13 protein-coding genes are annotated in these 15770 nt (G+C 62.0%); 9 read left to right on the top strand and 4 right to left on the bottom strand.

What is annotated here, in order from left to right; all coding sequences use genetic code 11:
- Positions 1-17: 17 nt before the first annotated feature.
- Genes AC56LK_RS13245 through AC56LK_RS13260 form a run of 4 tightly spaced genes read left to right on the top strand, consistent with a single transcriptional unit; the run spans position 18 to position 4089 of the window.
- Positions 18-1400 carry a hypothetical protein gene (locus AC56LK_RS13245; protein ID WP_497184967.1) on the top strand — a complete coding sequence of 461 codons (1383 nt, stop codon included), beginning with the start codon at positions 18-20 and terminating at the stop codon, positions 1398-1400.
- Positions 1401-1413: 13 nt separating this feature from the next.
- Positions 1414-2361 (top strand): hypothetical protein, encoded by a 948-nt coding sequence (locus AC56LK_RS13250; protein ID WP_497184968.1) that lies wholly within the window; start codon positions 1414-1416, stop codon positions 2359-2361.
- 54 nt (positions 2362-2415) lie between these two features.
- Positions 2416-2679, top strand: a complete 264-nt coding sequence (locus AC56LK_RS13255; RefSeq protein ID WP_497184969.1) for a PAAR domain-containing protein — start codon at positions 2416-2418, stop codon at positions 2677-2679.
- A 6-nt stretch (positions 2680-2685) separates the two neighbouring features.
- Complete coding sequence (locus AC56LK_RS13260) at positions 2686-4089, top strand: hypothetical protein (RefSeq protein WP_497184970.1); 1404 nt, start codon at positions 2686-2688, stop codon at positions 4087-4089.
- Between the two features lie 10 nt (positions 4090-4099).
- Here AC56LK_RS13260 and AC56LK_RS13265 read toward each other — a convergent pair whose 3' ends face one another.
- Together AC56LK_RS13265 and AC56LK_RS13270 are read right to left on the bottom strand one after the other, a co-directional pair.
- Positions 4100-5407 carry a hypothetical protein gene (locus AC56LK_RS13265; RefSeq protein ID WP_497184971.1) on the bottom strand — a complete coding sequence of 436 codons (1308 nt, stop codon included), beginning with the start codon at positions 5405-5407 and terminating at the stop codon, positions 4100-4102.
- A gap of 4 nt (positions 5408-5411) precedes the next feature.
- Complete coding sequence (locus tag AC56LK_RS13270; protein WP_497184972.1) at positions 5412-6503, bottom strand: NAD/NADP octopine/nopaline dehydrogenase family protein; 1092 nt, start codon at positions 6501-6503, stop codon at positions 5412-5414.
- A 658-nt stretch (positions 6504-7161) separates the two neighbouring features.
- Here AC56LK_RS13270 and AC56LK_RS13275 point away from each other — a divergent pair.
- Entirely contained in the window at positions 7162-10776 is a 3615-nt protein-coding gene (locus AC56LK_RS13275; RefSeq protein WP_497184973.1) for a hypothetical protein, read from the top strand.
- Here the strand turns inward: AC56LK_RS13275 and AC56LK_RS13280 are convergent.
- Both AC56LK_RS13280 and AC56LK_RS13285 read right to left on the bottom strand, forming a co-directional pair.
- Positions 10773-12011, bottom strand: a complete 1239-nt coding sequence (locus AC56LK_RS13280; protein WP_497184974.1) for a sensor histidine kinase — start codon at positions 12009-12011, stop codon at positions 10773-10775. The genes AC56LK_RS13275 and AC56LK_RS13280 overlap by 4 nt on opposite strands.
- Positions 12008-13561 (bottom strand): ATPase domain-containing protein, encoded by a 1554-nt coding sequence (locus AC56LK_RS13285; protein ID WP_497184975.1) that lies wholly within the window; start codon positions 13559-13561, stop codon positions 12008-12010. The genes AC56LK_RS13280 and AC56LK_RS13285 overlap by 4 nt, the downstream gene beginning before the upstream one ends.
- Before the next feature lie 206 nt (positions 13562-13767).
- Here AC56LK_RS13285 and AC56LK_RS13290 point away from each other — a divergent pair, with 206 nt between their 5' ends.
- From AC56LK_RS13290 to AC56LK_RS13305, 4 genes are all read left to right on the top strand, one after another.
- On the top strand, positions 13768-14049 hold the full coding sequence (locus AC56LK_RS13290) for a hypothetical protein (RefSeq protein ID WP_497184976.1): 282 nt from the start codon (positions 13768-13770) through the stop codon (positions 14047-14049).
- Complete coding sequence (tnpB, locus tag AC56LK_RS13295) at positions 14049-14381, top strand: IS66 family insertion sequence element accessory protein TnpB (protein ID WP_497184977.1); 333 nt, start codon at positions 14049-14051, stop codon at positions 14379-14381. The genes AC56LK_RS13290 and tnpB overlap by 1 nt, the downstream gene beginning before the upstream one ends.
- 111 nt (positions 14382-14492) lie before the next feature.
- Entirely contained in the window at positions 14493-14798 is a 306-nt protein-coding gene (locus tag AC56LK_RS13300) for a hypothetical protein (RefSeq protein WP_497184978.1), read from the top strand.
- A 22-nt stretch (positions 14799-14820) separates the two neighbouring features.
- Positions 14821-15732 (top strand): PhzF family phenazine biosynthesis protein, encoded by a 912-nt coding sequence (locus AC56LK_RS13305; protein ID WP_497184979.1) that lies wholly within the window; start codon positions 14821-14823, stop codon positions 15730-15732.
- The last annotated feature ends 38 nt before the right edge of the window (positions 15733-15770 follow it).

Genomic DNA, 15770 nt, shown 5'->3' on the forward strand with positions numbered 1-15770 from the left:
TCAAGGACTAGCGATAAATGAACGACGACTTCGAAAATGCGCTCGCCTGGTTTGCGTCCGCTCCAAGCGGATGGCTCGAAAGCGGTAGAAAAAACCTCGAGGCCGCGGCTCAGTGGATCTGGGAGGTGCTTCAGGGCGACTTCAACGAGAACGCGAGCACCGCGCAAGTCGCTACGGGAACGATCATTTCGATGATTCCGTTCGTAGATCAGATCTGCGACATACGGGACCTGGTCGCGAACTGCAGGAAGATCAACGATGAGCCGAACAGTTCCTGGCCCTGGATATCTCTCGTCCTTACCCTTATTGGACTGTTTCCAGCGATCGGCTCGCTCGTAAAAGGATGTCTGAAAGTGATGTTTGCGGCATTGAGGAAGGGAGCGTCGGCAAGTGGCGTGGCACCTCGCCTGGACATCTATGTCGGCACATCGATATCGCAACTGAACAAATTTCTCGCACGGCCAGAAGTGGCAAAGGTACTCGTCGCGCTCAAGTGGGACAACCCGTATCGCACCTTGGCAAAGGAGATCGAGCGGATCGCAGGAAAGCTCAATGTCACGGCCCTCAAATCTGCGCTGAACGAAGCTGTGGATGCAGCGCAAAGCATGCTGGGCCTCGTGCAAAGATGGGGTAGCGCGGGGATTGCGAAGAAAGCTCAGGAGTTGATTGACAGTGTAGATTCGGTAAGACGTGGGGCAGATCGCCATCTTGCGAATGCGCTTAAACCCATCAAAGAATATTTGCTTTGCACGGCAAGGAAATTGGAAGTCGATGCTGACATGGCGCATCGTGCGTACCTCAACAATGTTAATCCGCACGCGTTCAAAAAACTATCTTCTCCAACGGATGAAATAGAAGCCTTCAAAAAACATGGCAAACCTGATTGGGTGAACGACACGGGAATTAAACCTTATCGACCTTTGGGTGCGCCGCCGACTGCCAAGAAGGGATGGCCGAGTACAGAGTCATTCAAAACCTTTCATTCGATGAAAGCGGCGACTATCCCGCCTGGAACCAAACTATATCGAATCGTTGACCCCACATCAAAGGATAACAGTATCTGCTGGATGCGCGAAGAAGAATTCAAGCAACTAAAATCCAAGTCAGAATGGAGAGAGAAATTTGGTGTCTGGGCGCACTGGAACGCTAATGGAGAATATGTAACATACACTGTACCTGATGGGCCGGGGCTGAATGTTTGGGAAGGAATTACTGCGTCTCAAAGACTTGACACGACTGACTATATCGCGAATGGCGGAGCGACACAGCTTGTAATCGATCCTTCCCATCTGGATAAGGCCTACATTGGGGAGCGCCAGCTTACAAAATGGAAATATGATGAACTTGGCACGCAGAACAATATGATTGGTGTTCCTGTTTTAAAAAACAATTTTGTATAAGAATGGAAATAATATGCTGATCAAATTTCAAGATCAACAGGTAAGACTGCTAGAACTGTTCTCGTCTACCCTCTACTTCGCAATTATGCGAGATAAATGGGAAGAAATGATCATACATGCGGAATGCTGCCTAGAAGAATATATGACTAGGCTACCACTGCACTACCGGTCCAAGCCCCATCCTGATCAGCCGGATATTGCGTGGGGTCACCGTGTGCTGCCTAACTTTCGCCATACACTAGAAAAGCTCAACGGAGCATATATTATGCTAACGCATGGTGAAATGAGCGCACTTGGATATGCAAATAGTGTAAGGAACGACTTCAAAGGTCAACTGGATTACCTTGCTGATTGGATGAGTGAGAATGACAGGAAAACCTATGAAGATAACATTTATTCTGCTGTGGAAATAGCGCATAACATTTTGCTGACAGATGAAGCTGAATGGCAATCGCTTGACTCACCACGGCTTCAGGAAGAGTTAGCACGATATTCGGCATCATTATTATTTCATAGCTATCGGATCAACAGCAGCGTATTTGTTCGTTCTGGCGAAAAAACGATTGTCAATGGAGTATATGCTTCAGACGTGGAGCACACGTGCCCACAGTTTTTGAGTACTCATCGCAAGAGCGCGCCCTTAACTAGCGTCTGTATCGGAACGGAAGATCTCCTCGATCCACGAACAGGAGAAAAATATGACGAGCAGAACATCTATAAAGAGGTGGAATGCACTTGGTATTTGATAGAACGCTGCGACGAGCATCAAATATCGGAAGCGGTTCCTGCCCAAACCAACGAATCGCTCAGGGTCGCAGCAGGTAAAACATGTCCACAAACGGGCTTCTATTTCACTCCTGCACTTCCAGACTCACGCAAACGCTTCATTGAAGGTCAAGTAATGCCATCTTTGGACTCAACGTATGGCCAAACAATTTGGCAATGGGATGAAGTCCAGTAAGGCATATCGATTCTAGTATGCGGTAAAAATGTAGCGATCACTGCGAGGTACACCATGGCTGGTCCATTCATCACGCTCGGCGACAAGACGTCTCACGGAGGTTCAGTCATTGAAGCCTCTCCCCACAGCGACACCGGCGGCAAAGGAATTGCCCGAGTAGGCGACAAGACCATTTGCCCTAAACACGGATCCAACCCCATCGTCAGCGGCGATTCGACACTCATCATCGACGGCAAGCCGGCAGCGCGGCATGGAGACAAAACGGCATGCGGCGCCACCCTCATTGCAGGACAACAGGCAAGCATCGACAACCTCTAAGCGACCATGACAACCACTACAACAGCACCAGCGCGCCTGACTGCCGAATGGCTCAAGATCGGCGCGATCGTCGTGATTACCTTTTTCGTCTGCTGGACGCTCGCAGTAGGCTACTGGCATGTCACCGACCATAACCCTGGGACGGGCGACCTGGCACTGGGGCTGCTCTTTATGCCCATGGGTGTTCTGTTCGCCTTCTGGGGCGGGCAGAAAGCGATCACGGCCCGTGCCGCGTCCATTCCCGTCAGTACCTCGAGACCCGCTTCCTCCTCATCAAGGATTGATGCGGTAACGACCACACCTGTGCTGGCCATCGTCGGAACCGCACTGCGTTCCCCGCACGGCGCGTCGGCAGAAGAGCTCGCCGGCGCCATCGCCGATAACGAGGCCCGTGCCGACCTCGACAAGGAACTGGTCGATGACAATGGGTTTCCCGTCATGGCCGCGCGCAGTGAGGATGCGCTGGATGAAGCGCTGCAGGACGAGATAGCGGAATGGCTGACCAGCCAGGGGATACAAACCACCTTTAGCGAAGAACAATGGCGTGCACTAACGCTGGCAACCGGCGTGACAGGCGAACTGGCCAGCCTCGCTGCCGGCGACTTGATGCCCACCGAAGGAAAGCCGCCGACACTTCAGCTCAGGCTGATGCTACCCGATGACTGGGCAGCCGACATCCGGCGTGCGGCAACGATGTGGCTCAAGCACACTGTCTGCCAGTTCGGCTGGCCGGAAGCCCGGATCGCCATGCCAGAACCCCTGGAGCAAGACCCTGCAATCTCGCCCACCGCCATACTCGCTGGACTGCTGCCAACACCGTCACAGGACACGCCCCTGGTCACGATGGTCATCGCCTGCGCCTCCCAGATCGGACAGGAAAGCGTCGACCGCCTCGCAGCAAGCTCCCAGCTGTTCACCTCATCATCACAAGCGCGGGGCCAGATTCCCGGGGAGGGTGCTGCGGGCCTGCTGTTGACCGACCTGCGGCAGGCGCAGGCATGCGGCGCAGAGTTCGCCTTGCTGGGCCCCATCGACGAGCAGCGCCGCGACAGCTCCGCCGATGACGCCCGCCGCGCCGATTCGACACTGCTGCTGGAGATGGCGACGCAGATCGGCAAGGCCTGCGCCGTCGAGCTGTCGCAGATCGCGATGGTCGTGGCCGACACCGCGCACCGCGCCAACCGTGTGCTCGAGCTGATGGGCATGAGCGCGCCCGCGCTAGCGCAGGTCGATGCCGGCGACGACATCATCCGCATCGGCCCCGGCAGTGGAAGCTGCGGGGCCGTGCCCTTCGTGACGGTGCTCGCGCTGGCGCGGCACTACGCGCTCGAGCGTAATGCTCCGGTCCTCTGTATCGGCAACGAGGACCCGATTCTGCGCAGTGCGGCGCTGGTGCGTCCGCCGGCATAAGCCGCCGGAGTCAGACGTTCAGCGAATTCACCACCAGCTTGCGCTTGCCGTTCGGCGCCAGCGGGATGTCCTTCTCTTCCTGCAGCGAGATGTCGAAGAAACCGCCCCAGCGGCGCTGCTGGGCGTCCAGCACGAAGGCGCGCTGTTCGTCGTTCAGGCTGCCATGGCGCGGCACCACCGCCAGCGTGATCTCGCCCGCCTTCTTCTGCCGCACCTGGTACAGGCGCACGAAGTCCCAGGTGACTTCATCGATGACGATCGACAGTCCCGGAATGCGCTTGCCGCTGCGGTCGACCAGGAATTCATGGCCGCGGCCGTCGATGCCCTGGCAGCGGCCATCCGCATCGATCAGCCCGTAATCATTGGTCCGGTAGCGGATCAGCGGCATCACATCGTTCCACAGGGAGGTGCCGACGATCTCGGGTCGGTCGCCGTCCATGCGGTTTTCGTTCCAGCCGTAGAGCGGCTGGAACTGGTAATCCGAGGTGCCGCGATCATCGACCTTGAGGAAGGCCAGGTTGGTGCGTTCCGACAGGCCGTAATTCAAGGATATGGGCGAACCGAACAGCCGGCGGATCGCCGCAAGCTGCGCCGGTGTTGCCGGTTCGGAGGCCAGCAGCACCGCCTTGACCTGCACGTCGAGCTCGCGCGACTCGACCAGCTCGGCCAGCGCCGTCACCGAACTCGGGTAACCGTGCACATACTCGGGGCGGAAGCGCCTGATCGCGTCGACGATGGCCGCCTTGTGCTGCCCGTGGATGTGATAGGGCGACAGCATCAGGCGGTTGCCCACCACGCGCGCCGGTTCTTCGTGCGCCAGGCGGCGTGCGTCGGCGCCGATGCGCAGGATGCGCGACTTGTCGAAGGAAAAGCCGAGCTTGCCCCATTCGTGCGTGAAAAAGGCTTTCTCGATATCGGCCAGGCGCTTGGTGCGCCACAGGCCGATGCCCTGCCCGGACGAGCCGCCACTGGTCGCGTACATCAGCTTTTCGGGATCGAGCCGGCGGTCGAGGAAGTCGCGCTGCTGCGACATGACTTCTTCCTTGGCCAGGTAAGGGAAGGCGGCCAGCACCTCGTGCACGGGTTCGTTCCGCGCTTCGTCGACACTCAGTTTGACGCTGCGCTGGTAGTAGGGCACGTGTTGCAGGGCATGGACGAGGATCTTGCGCAGGCGCGCCTGGGCCTGTTCGGCGACGCTGGCCTTGTCCTGCGCCAGCATGTCGAGCACGCTGAAGAAGTCGGGGTGGTAGAGAACGCGGCTCGGGATGTAACGGCGCCAGGCGTAATAGGGTTTGGCCAGCAGGTCGTGGATGGTCACTGCGTCACCCGTTCAGTACGCGGTTGAACTCCGCCGGCGACTTGTCGCCCAGCCCCAGCCTGTCCAGCGTGCGCGCCTCGGCCGCGAAGTCGCGGTCGAGCAGGCCGCTGGCGATCACGATCAGCGCGTCGGCCGTCGGGGTCGGCACGCCCATCAGGCGGCCGATCGAGGACAGCAGCGCCAGGCCCATCGGCACGTCTTCGGTGATGAAGCGCGTTTGCAGCGTGGCCGGCCCCTTCGGCCCGCCTTCGCGGGCGTAGCGGCGGAACACGGAGATCGAGGGCTGCGACAGGTCTTCTTCGTTACGGAATTTGCATTCGTCAAAATAAGGCGATGGCTTGCCGCCGGTGGCCGCGATGACGGCATTCTTCTCCGCGTCGAGCTTGTACAGCAGGTTCAGCACCGACGGGGTAAAGGCTTCGCGGTACATCCAGAATTCGCCTTCCGAATGTTCGATGCGGCTGGCCGACAGCAGGGTGCCGATGGTGTGCACGATCAGGTTCGGATTGTGCATCGCGGACTCGACCACATTGCTGCGCGTCGCGACATAGGTCGGGAACAGGCGCGCGGCACGCTCCAGCCCTTCGTCGGCGCGCTCGCGCGGCAGGAAGGCCAGCGCGTTGCGCGTGTTGCGGAACAGGACATTGATCACGCCCGGCTCGAGGATGCGGGCGTCGTAGGGGAGGCTTTCGCCTTCCGCCAGCAGGAAGCCTTCCTTCTGCTGGTAGGGCAGGAAATAGCAGGAGCCCATGTAGCCGGGCGCCAGCAGCACCAGCTGGTGGGCCTTCAGGTAGGGACCGATCAGCTCGGCGATCTCGGCATGGCACTGGGTCTGGGTGGTGATGATGATGGCGTCCGGCGTCTCGGCGAATGCTTCGCCGACGTCACGGGTGGCCAGGGCAATCGACGCCGTGCTGGTCTCGCCGCCTTTGGGATTGCTGATGAGCTTGATCGTGCGGGTCTCGCGCACGGTATCGAAGTTCTGGTCGTGCAGCGAGTGCGAGGTTTTCAGCAAGGCGACCCGGTGCCCGTCCTGTGCGAGGATGGCGCCGAGCGCGCATCCCGCATTGCCTGCACCTACCATTAACACATTCATGCGTCCTCCATTGGACCGGCGAAGGGCACGACGCGGCGAGCGTCAGTGCCAGGTTCCGCCAGAAGGCGGCGGCCCGGTCAGTAGGTTCATCAAAGGCGGCAACAGGGTGTTATTGAACGTCGCGCAAACGCTTCCCGGGAGGAGCAACAGTGCCTCTCCACGTCACCGCACGAATTGAAAATTATCAAAGAAGCAGCGAGTTAGGCCACTCATCGATGAAATTAAGATAAGTTTGTTCAATTGGGAAGTCAACCGAATTCCGCCCGATGCTGGAGGGTGGAAGCTGACTAGACAAGGCGGAGAAACCACGGTTTTGCTTGCCGATGCCGGCACGTTATACGAAGCAAAAATGAGCCGATTGTGCCGTGACAATCGCTCCGGAAAACCAGCATGGCGCCCTTTAGCCGATATACATATTGTTACAACTATAACAATTTGTCATTCTTGGCTTGCGCAAGATCAAACCCTTGAGCGAAGCCAAGGGCCTCGATGCAAGAGGATTGCATCAGTACCCTGACCCCAGCCCCACACTACTCTGGCTGGTGGCATGCTTCCCTGCGCCTGCGATATGACCCGGCAACAAATGTTTTTCGCAAACGCGGGTCCGCTGCCTTCCAGACACCAACCAGCATAAGGGCAGGCAAACATGGATACCTACATGCAAGACAACAGGGAGAGGGTCGACTTTGGCCGTCGCAAGCGCGAACTGGAATACCGGCGCGACTGGTTCCACCATGTCCGCAGCACCGACCTGCGTGCCCTTGGCCAGCTGTGGCTCGACGGATTTGCCTACAAGGCGCGCCTGATCGAGCAGTTCCGCGGCCAGATTCCCCACCTGGCCGCCTATGGCAGCGGACCATCGGCGGCCGGCAGGCCCTGGTTCAGCATCGGCCCGCGCAACGTCAACGGCCGCGTGAAGGCGCTGGCCGTACATCCGACCGACCCCAGGATCGTGTATGCCGGCGCGGCCAGCGGCGGCGTCTGGAAGAGCGTGGACAGCTGCGAAACCTGGCGGCCACTGTGGGACACCACCCTCACCATGGCCGCGGTCGCGATTGCGATCGCGCCCTCCAATCCCAACGTCGTCTACGTCGGCACCGGCGAATGGACGCCCGGCTGGGGGCCGGGCTATCCCGGCGCCGGCCTGTACGTGTCGAACGACGCCGGCGCCACCTGGACCTTGCGCACCGGCGTGACGGCGCGCCGCGTTGCCCAGGTACTGGTGTCGCCGACCAATGCCCAGGTCGTGTACATTGCCGGCGATTCCGGCTTCGAACGCTCGCTCGACGGCGGCGTCACCTGGTCGACGCTGCGCACGGGCGAGATTTCCGATGCCGTGATCGACCCGAACAATGCCAGCATCCTGTACATCGCGGTGCGCTCCGACCGCATCTACAAGACGATCAACGGCGGCACCACCTGGACCGGGCTGGCCGCCGGCCCGACCGGCGCCGACGCCAGCTGGCTGCGACTGGCGATCGGCCGCAGCGGCGCATCCGGCTCGAACCACGTCCTCGCCAAGCGCGACGGTATCATCTACCGTTCCACCAACGGCGGCACTACCTGGACCACGCTGGCCGGTTCGCATGGCGGCGCGGCCTACCACGAATGGACCAATATGCTGGCGGTGGCCCCGGATGACGACAACATCATCTTCGCGGGCGGTGTCGGCGCCGAGCGCACCACCAACGCCGGCGCCAGCTGGACCGGGTTCTCGGGCAGCCTGCTGCACGCCGACTACCACCGCGCGGTATTCGCGCCGTCCGACCCGAACGTCGTGTACCACTGCAGCGACGGCGGCGTGTACCGGTCGACCACCAAGGGAGCGGCCTGGGAAAAGACCAGCGACGGCCTGATCGTGACCCAGTTCTACGACGTCAACGCATGGCAGCGCTTTTCCACTGTGATCGGCGGCGGCACCCAGGACAACGGCACCAACGTCAGCACCGGGGGCCTGACCTGGCGCGGCATCCTGGGCGGCGACGGCGGCTACCTCGTGATCCATCCGACCGATCCGCACATCATGTATGCGGAAACGCAGAACACCGGCCTGCGCAAGACCTTCAATGGCGGCGTCACATGGACCAGCATCACCGCCGGCCTGACCGGCACCAGCAGCTGGGTGGGCGTGCTGACGATGGACCCGGCCACGCCGAACACGCTGTACATCGGCACGACCATCGTCCACAAGACCACGGACGGCGCCGCCACGCCCTGGGTGCCGGTCAGCCAGAATTTCGGTGACCAGATCAGTTCGATCGCCGTGGCCCCGACCGACGCCAACCGGGTGTACGCGACGGCCGGCGGACAAGTGTTCCGCACCGACGACGGCGGCGCCACGACGACCTGGGCCAACAAGACCGTGGCGCCGCTGCCCGGACGTCCGGTTACCGACGTGATCGTGGACCGCGCCGACCGCGAGCGCGTGTTCGTGTCCGTCGGCGGGCCGGCGGCCGGTCCCGGCGCCCAGGCCGTGTACCGCAGCACCAACGGCGGCAACAGCTGGACCGACATCAGCGGCAACCTGCCGAACGTCGGCGTGAACGCCATCGAACTCGATCCGTCCAACCCGCTGATCGTGTATGCCGGCACCGACGTCGGCGCCTTCCGCACCACGACCGGCGGCACCAGCTGGCACGCCTTCGACGCCGGCCTGCCCAATGTCCCGGTGGTCGACCTGCACATCGATCCCGAGGACCGGGCGCTGTATGCGGCGACGATGGGGCGCGGCATGTACAAGGTGTCGATCTCGACGGTGGTCGAGCCGGTGGTCGACCTGTACCTGCGCGACAGCGAGCTCGATACCGGCGAACGCTTCCCCTCGCCCTCGGGCGAGCCGGATCCGCTCGACATCACCAGCGACGAATACTGGTGGATGAGCCCCGACATCAAGGTGCAGTCGTCCACGCCGTACACGCCGGACGCGGTGTTCGACGGCGTCGAGTTCGATAACGAAGTGCTGCACCAGGACGCCGTGCGCGGCACCAGCAACCGTTTCTACCTGCAGGTGCACAACCGCGGCTGGCAGAACGCCACCAATGTCCGGGTGCGCGCCTTCTTCGCCGACGCTTCGGCCGGCCTGCCGGCGCTGCCCGGCGACTTCTGGAGCGCCTTCCCGGGCAGCGACCCGTCCGGCACCGTGTGGCGGCCGATCGGCCCGGCGCGCAGCATCGCCCTGCTCGAGCCGAACCGCCCGGTGATCGTGAGCTGGGACTGGACCGTGCCGGCGGGCGCGGCCACCCACAGCTGCGTGCTGGCCGTCTCGACCTGTACCGAAGACCCGATCACCACCACCCAGCTCGACCCCGGCCTGCTGGTGCCGAATGAAAAACGGGTCTGCCTGAAGAACCTGAATGTGGTGAACGCCGGACCGTCCTCGGGCCAGAAAATCATGGGCATCGATTTCCACAACGCCTCGGCAACGGAGGCGCTGATCGACATCCTGGTCGACGCCACCCGCTTCGATGGCGCCAACCTCGGACTGCTGCTGGGCAGGCACCGCTTCGCCAACCCCGAGACCGCGCTGCGCAACGCCAGCGTCTATCCGCTGCGTCCAGGAGAATATCTCGGGGACTGGGGCGCGCGCGGCGGCGAAGGCGGCCGCCACCTGCAGGAGCTGCTGGCCCGGCTCGACACCACCCGCCTGTACGAACTCGACCCGACCAAGCTGGCCGAGCTGCGCGGCATCCCGCTCGGGCCGGGCGAAGTGCTGCACGGCGCGCTCACGGCCTTCCCGTCGCGGCGTTCGTCGTATACCGACCTGAACCGGCTGGCGGTGTTCCAGCGCAGGGATGGCCTGCTGATCGGCGGCAGCACCTTCGAATTCCGGCTGACGCGCGCCCGCGGACTGGCGGCGGTGTCGCGCATCCGCATCGTGCTCGAGAAAGTGCGGATCACGGACAAGCATGCGCATCTGTTTGCACGTGAGGAGTACCGCTTCAAGGTCGCGGTCGGCTTCAACGACAGCCGCTGCCGCCAGCATGAGGTGAGCCTGCCGCACAAGGGCTACCTCAAGCCGAAGCACAAGGAAATCGCGCTCGATGCCTGCGTGTTCGAGGGCTATGTCGCGGAAAGCGACCGCTTGCGCCTGGCAATCCTGCCTTCCGACCATTCCCTGTTCCACGGCCACCCGCTGGTGCTGTTCAGCCGTGCCTTCGATGGCCCGCCGGAGACCTGGGTCGGGCAGTACCGGCCGGACGACGAAACGCCGGACCCGGAGCGCCTGAAGGACTGGGAGCTGTGGTATCGGATCGAGTCCTTGCCTTTGTCCTAAGTTGAACGGCCTGCGACAGGGAGCCGGATCGCGAAGGTGGCTCCCTGGCCGCGGCCGGCGCTGCTGGCGCCGAGCGTGCCGCCGTGCAGTTCGACGATGCGGCGCGCGATGTACAGCCCCAGCCCCAGGCCGGTGGCGTTGTCGTGCTGCTGCAGCCGGAAGGCGCTGAATACATGGGGCAGGTCGTCCGCTTCGATACCCTGGCCGGAGTCGGTGATGTCGATCTCCACCATGCCGTCCAGGCGCGCGATCCGGATGCGGATGATGCCGTCGGCCGGGGTGAATTTCACGGCATTGAACAGCAGGTTCCAGACCACCTGCTGCAGGCGTTGCCCGTCGGCCTCGAAACGGATGTGGTCGCCATGATCGCTGGGGGTGACCTGCATCCGGATCCGCTTGGCATGCGCATGCGTTTCCACCGTGGAGATGGCGTCGCGCAGGATCTGGCCCAGAACCACCGGGGCACGCGTGATCGACATGTGCCCGGTCAGGGTGCGCGCCGCGTCGATCAGGTCGTCGACCATGCCGGCTTCCTGGCGCACATGCACGCGCATCGCTTCGAGCCCGCTCGCCGCTGCCGGGGGCAGGTCGGGAATCGTGCGCAGCATCAGTTCGATGCGCATCGACAAGGCCGACAGCGGCGTACGCATTTCGTGCGAGACCGTGGCCAGGAACAGCTCGCGCGTCCGGTTGACGCGGGTCAAATCATCGATGGTTTCGCGCTGGCGGTCGAGCGTGCTCGACAGCGTGCCGAGCAGGGCCGCATAGGTGCTCATGCGCTGTTCCGACACCGGCGCGTCGAGCCGCGCCTCGCTCCACAGAAGGTGGCCCGCCAGGCCGATCTGCTTGGCGATGCGCTCGCAGGCCAGCGGCGAGCTGAAGTCGGCAAAGCGCCAGCCGAACACCAGCACCCCGTAGACCTGGCCACGCAGCAGCAGGGGCTGGGAACAGACGCGAAAGCCTTCGAACTGCGCCGACGCCGAGCTGCCCTGCGAACAGGCGTGCTGCACCAGACTGCGCTCGAGCTCGGTGCCCGGCCCGTCCTCGGCCCACAGGCGCGAGCGCTCCGCCAGCAGCTTGGCCAGGCGCGAGCCCGCGATGGGACCGATGCGGCGCACGCCCGCGGTGTCGTAGGCCGACGTGACGAGGCCGGTCGCCTCCGTGAACTGCCGTAGCGGCTTGTGCCAGTCGTCCCAGTCGACTGGTGGCTTGTCCGGCAGTTCGATCTTGGTCACTGCTTGGGTTCAGCCGGAAGACGGGTCGAGTCGGGCAGCGGCTGGCCGTTGGCCAGGGCTTCCTCGACTGCCGGGCTCTGGCGCGACGGAGAGCGCGACAGCAGGCCGTAATAGGACGAAAACGGCAGCTGCGGCACGGCCGGGGTATCGCTGGCGCTTTCGTCCAGCAGCAGCAGCCCGCCCACGCCGATGGTGTATTCGCGCGTGACCTGCTGGTTGCGGCTGCCCCTGACCTTCGGCACCGCCAGCGCCCGGCGCAACACGGTGGAAATCTCGACGTAGTTGAGCAGGATGATGTTATCGACCAGGTGCGATCCCTTGAGTTCCTCGCTGATCTGCGACACACCCAGCAGTTCCGGGCTCTCGTAGTTGAACAGGGTCGTGGCCAGGCGGTTCTTGAAGAAGCTCGCGAGCGCGTACAGGTAGTCGGCAACCTCTTCGCGGCTGGTCATTTCATAGACGGCAATCGAATCGAACACGACGCAGTCGATCTGCTGCTCTTCGACCAGCTTGACGATGCGGTCGAAGTGCACGTCGAGTTCGAGTTCCAGCGGCGACTCGTAATGGATGTACAGCTTGCCGGCATCGACCAGGGCCTGCAGGTCGAAGCCGAGCGACTTGGCATTGCGGACCAGCTGGCGCGGGTGCTCGTCCAGGCTCACCAGCAGCCCCTTGCGGCCGGAGGCGATGGCATTGGTCAGGAACTGGACGCTCAATACCGTCTTGCCGGTGCCGGAAATGCCGCTCACCAGCGTCACCGATCCTTTATAGATGCCGCCGTCCATCATCTTGTCGATGGAAGCGGAACCGGTCGACAGGCGCTCTTCAGAGGTAGGCTGGTCGGCCGAAGCGACCGGGCGCGACTGGGCGCGGCGGTACACGTGCACGCCCACCTCCGGTTCGATGCGCATGGTGTGGCTGCCGCCGATATAGTCCTGGCCGCGCGACTTGGTCACGGTCAGGCGGCGGGTGGCGCGGCGCCGCGATTCCTCGCGCGTGAGCGAGATGATGGTGTCGAAGACGAAGCGCTCGTGCGCCAGCACGCCGGTCATCGTTTCGTCGCGCTCGGCCGTGACCATGGTGGTCACGCCCAGCCGGGTCAGGCCTTCGATCAGCAGGTGCACGTCTTCGCGGAAGGGAATGTCGTTGACTTCCGCATACAGGCGCAGCGGGGTCAGGCCGTCGATCAGCAGGCGCTTGGCGCCCATCTCGACCAGCGCGGCGGCGAAGGCGCCGTCCTCGCTGCGGAACTCGCTCAGCAGGACGGCGGGGCTGGTCTGGATGATCTTGATCTTGCCCTTGTCGATCATGCCCTGCAGGTCCCATCTAAAGCCGGCGGCGTCGCGCAGCAGCTTGGCGGGGTCCAGTTCAAAGGACACGATGGCGCCCGGCTCGTCACACTCCAGGGCGCCGTGGTAGATGAAGCCCAGGCCGAACGTGGTCTTGCCGGAGCCGGGCGGCCCTTCCACGATCAGGTTGTTATTGCGGGGAATCCCGCCGTGCAGTACCTCGTCGAGTCCGGCGATGCCGGTCTTTACTAACGCGTTCATGGGCCTGCCTTTGTCAAGGTTGTACAGCTTAACATGCGGGAGCGTCACGCTTCCGCAGCACGGTTTTCAGGCACTCCAGTGCCGATACCGCATCAAACTGTTATCGAAGTTGTAATATTTTAAATGGGGAATTGCTCAGGTATCTGTACGATTGGACACATGCCCGGGCCGTCGCGCAAGCAGTTGAGACAGCCGCTGAAGGCCCCTTGCAAGCGTGCGCGGTCCTGGATGCTGCCCAAAAATATCTGAATCGCATTCACGGAACCACCGTTGCTTGCGAATGCCTCGGCATTATCTGGGTTCAACAACACGGAACCGGACACGGCCATGATGAAGCAGTATCGACAGCAAGCTTTCGTATCTGGCGTTCGAAGCTGTCCGTTGCCGACAGCCATGCGGCACAGCCTGCAGCGCCTGCCGCATTCATCGATCTCGGCGCTATCGAAACGGTCGCCGCCGCATCAATGCTTATTCGCCCGAGGCGCTGATGTTCTTCCCTGAAGGCCAGGTACGCGTGTTCCTGTACGGGGAACCGGTCTACATGCGCTTGTCGTTCGACGGCCTGTATGCGCTGGCGAAGCACGTCATGCATCAGGATCCGCTCTATGGAAACCTGTTCGCGTTCATCAACCGCCGGGAGACCCAGATTCGCGTCCTGTACTTCGACCGCAGCAGCCTATGCGTTTGGGCCAAACGCCTGGAGCAAGGCCGGCTGGTGAGCAACTGGGCCAATGTCGAGCCGAAACAGGTACGCAAGCCCTACAAAAAACCTCTTGCCGGCGTCCGAGATGAGCCTGTTCACCCTCCGAAAACTTTATAATATTTACATGCATTCCGACGCGCATCCCGCCTCTCCAATCGCCAGTTCGGCAGTGGGATTGACCGCGCCGGAGACGCGAAGGCGCGCGAAATCATCAGTCTACGCCGTCAGGTGGCGTGGTTCCAACGGCAGATCTTCGGCCAGAAGAGCGAGCGTCGGATGCCGGAACCGGAAGGCATCCAGGGCACACTCGGCGAGGCGTTCGACGTCGTTCCCGATGACCTGGCGTCCGCCAAAGCCACCAGATCGCGGCGCACGAGCGCGAACCCAAGAACAGAAACAGGAATCTCATCGATGGCAACGATGACGCGGCCCTGTTCTTTGACGAGTCGAAGGTACCAGTTGAGGTCATCGCCGTTGTCAATGACGAGGCGGGCAGGACTGGATCCGGCCGGCGACGTGCCCCAGCGTCTCTAGAACACCAGCTTACGCCGTAGGTATGGAAAAAACGTTTGCCCACAATCCGCTGTGGTCGAACCTGCTCATATTGGCGGACGAAATACTTGCGCTGCGGCGAATCGCTCACCCTCAACCAGCTCCCTTGTTCATGTCCACACCCTACTATCACGTTGATTCATTCACCGGCCACCTCTTTTCGGGAAATCCCGCTGGGGTATGCGTTGTCAGCGAATTTCCGTCACCCGCTATCATGCAGAAGATCGCTGCTGAAAACAGGCATTCGCAGACAGCGTTTGTGGTCGCGAAAGGAGCGGCCGATTTCGATCTGCGCTGGTTTACTCCTGAAGTTGAGGATGACCTCTGCGGTCATGCCACACTCGCGACCGCCCACGTGCTCGCGCTCCGAGGGAATCAAGATTGGCCAGTTCGATTTCATACCCGCAGCGGAGTTCTTACCGTCGAGCGCGACGGGGATTGGTATGAGATGGACTTCCCCGCATGGCCGGCGCAACCGTGCGACGCGCCGGATGAGCTATTTCTCGGTTTGGGAGTGAGCGCACGCCAAGTCAGCAAGTCACGCGATTATCTTGTCGTGCTCGACAATGCCGACCAGGTGCGCAATCTCGAGCCGGACTTTGCCATGCTGCGACGGCTGGACATTGGAATTGGCGGCATCATTGTGACAGCTCCGGGAGATGGCCCCACCGATTACGTAGCGCGTTTTTTCGCTCCCTCGGTCGGCATCCTGGAAGATCCAGTCACCGGTTCCATCCAATGTACGCTCGCCCCCTATTGGAGCGAACGGCTCGGATCGCGGAACTTAAAGGTGCGGCAGTTGAGCCCGCGCGGCGGTGAACTGCGCTGCCGGATGGAAGGTTCACGCGTTAAGGTCGGCGGAAAAGCGCGCTTGTATCTGCACGGCGCGATTGAACTGGCCGGAGCGCTGACTTAGCCCGAGGGCGCCAGGTCTGGACGGCCTCTTCTTGCCGT

Source organism: Telluria sp. ZB4P36, assembly GCF_059685865.1.

Coding starts and splice junctions, on each gene's coding strand:
- AC56LK_RS13245 (WP_497184967.1), top strand. CDS start 18: ATGAACGACGACTTCGAAAATGCGCTCGCCTGGTTTGCGTCCGCTCCA.
- AC56LK_RS13250 (WP_497184968.1), top strand. CDS start 1,414: ATGCTGATCAAATTTCAAGATCAACAGGTAAGACTGCTAGAACTGTTC.
- AC56LK_RS13255 (WP_497184969.1), top strand. CDS start 2,416: ATGGCTGGTCCATTCATCACGCTCGGCGACAAGACGTCTCACGGAGGT.
- AC56LK_RS13260 (WP_497184970.1), top strand. CDS start 2,686: ATGACAACCACTACAACAGCACCAGCGCGCCTGACTGCCGAATGGCTC.
- AC56LK_RS13270 (WP_497184972.1), bottom strand. CDS start 6,503: ATGAATGTGTTAATGGTAGGTGCAGGCAATGCGGGATGCGCGCTCGGC.
- AC56LK_RS13275 (WP_497184973.1), top strand. CDS start 7,162: ATGCAAGACAACAGGGAGAGGGTCGACTTTGGCCGTCGCAAGCGCGAA.
- AC56LK_RS13285 (WP_497184975.1), bottom strand. CDS start 13,561: ATGAACGCGTTAGTAAAGACCGGCATCGCCGGACTCGACGAGGTACTG.
- tnpB (WP_497184977.1), top strand. CDS start 14,049: ATGTTCTTCCCTGAAGGCCAGGTACGCGTGTTCCTGTACGGGGAACCG.
- AC56LK_RS13305 (WP_497184979.1), top strand. CDS start 14,821: ATGGAAAAAACGTTTGCCCACAATCCGCTGTGGTCGAACCTGCTCATA.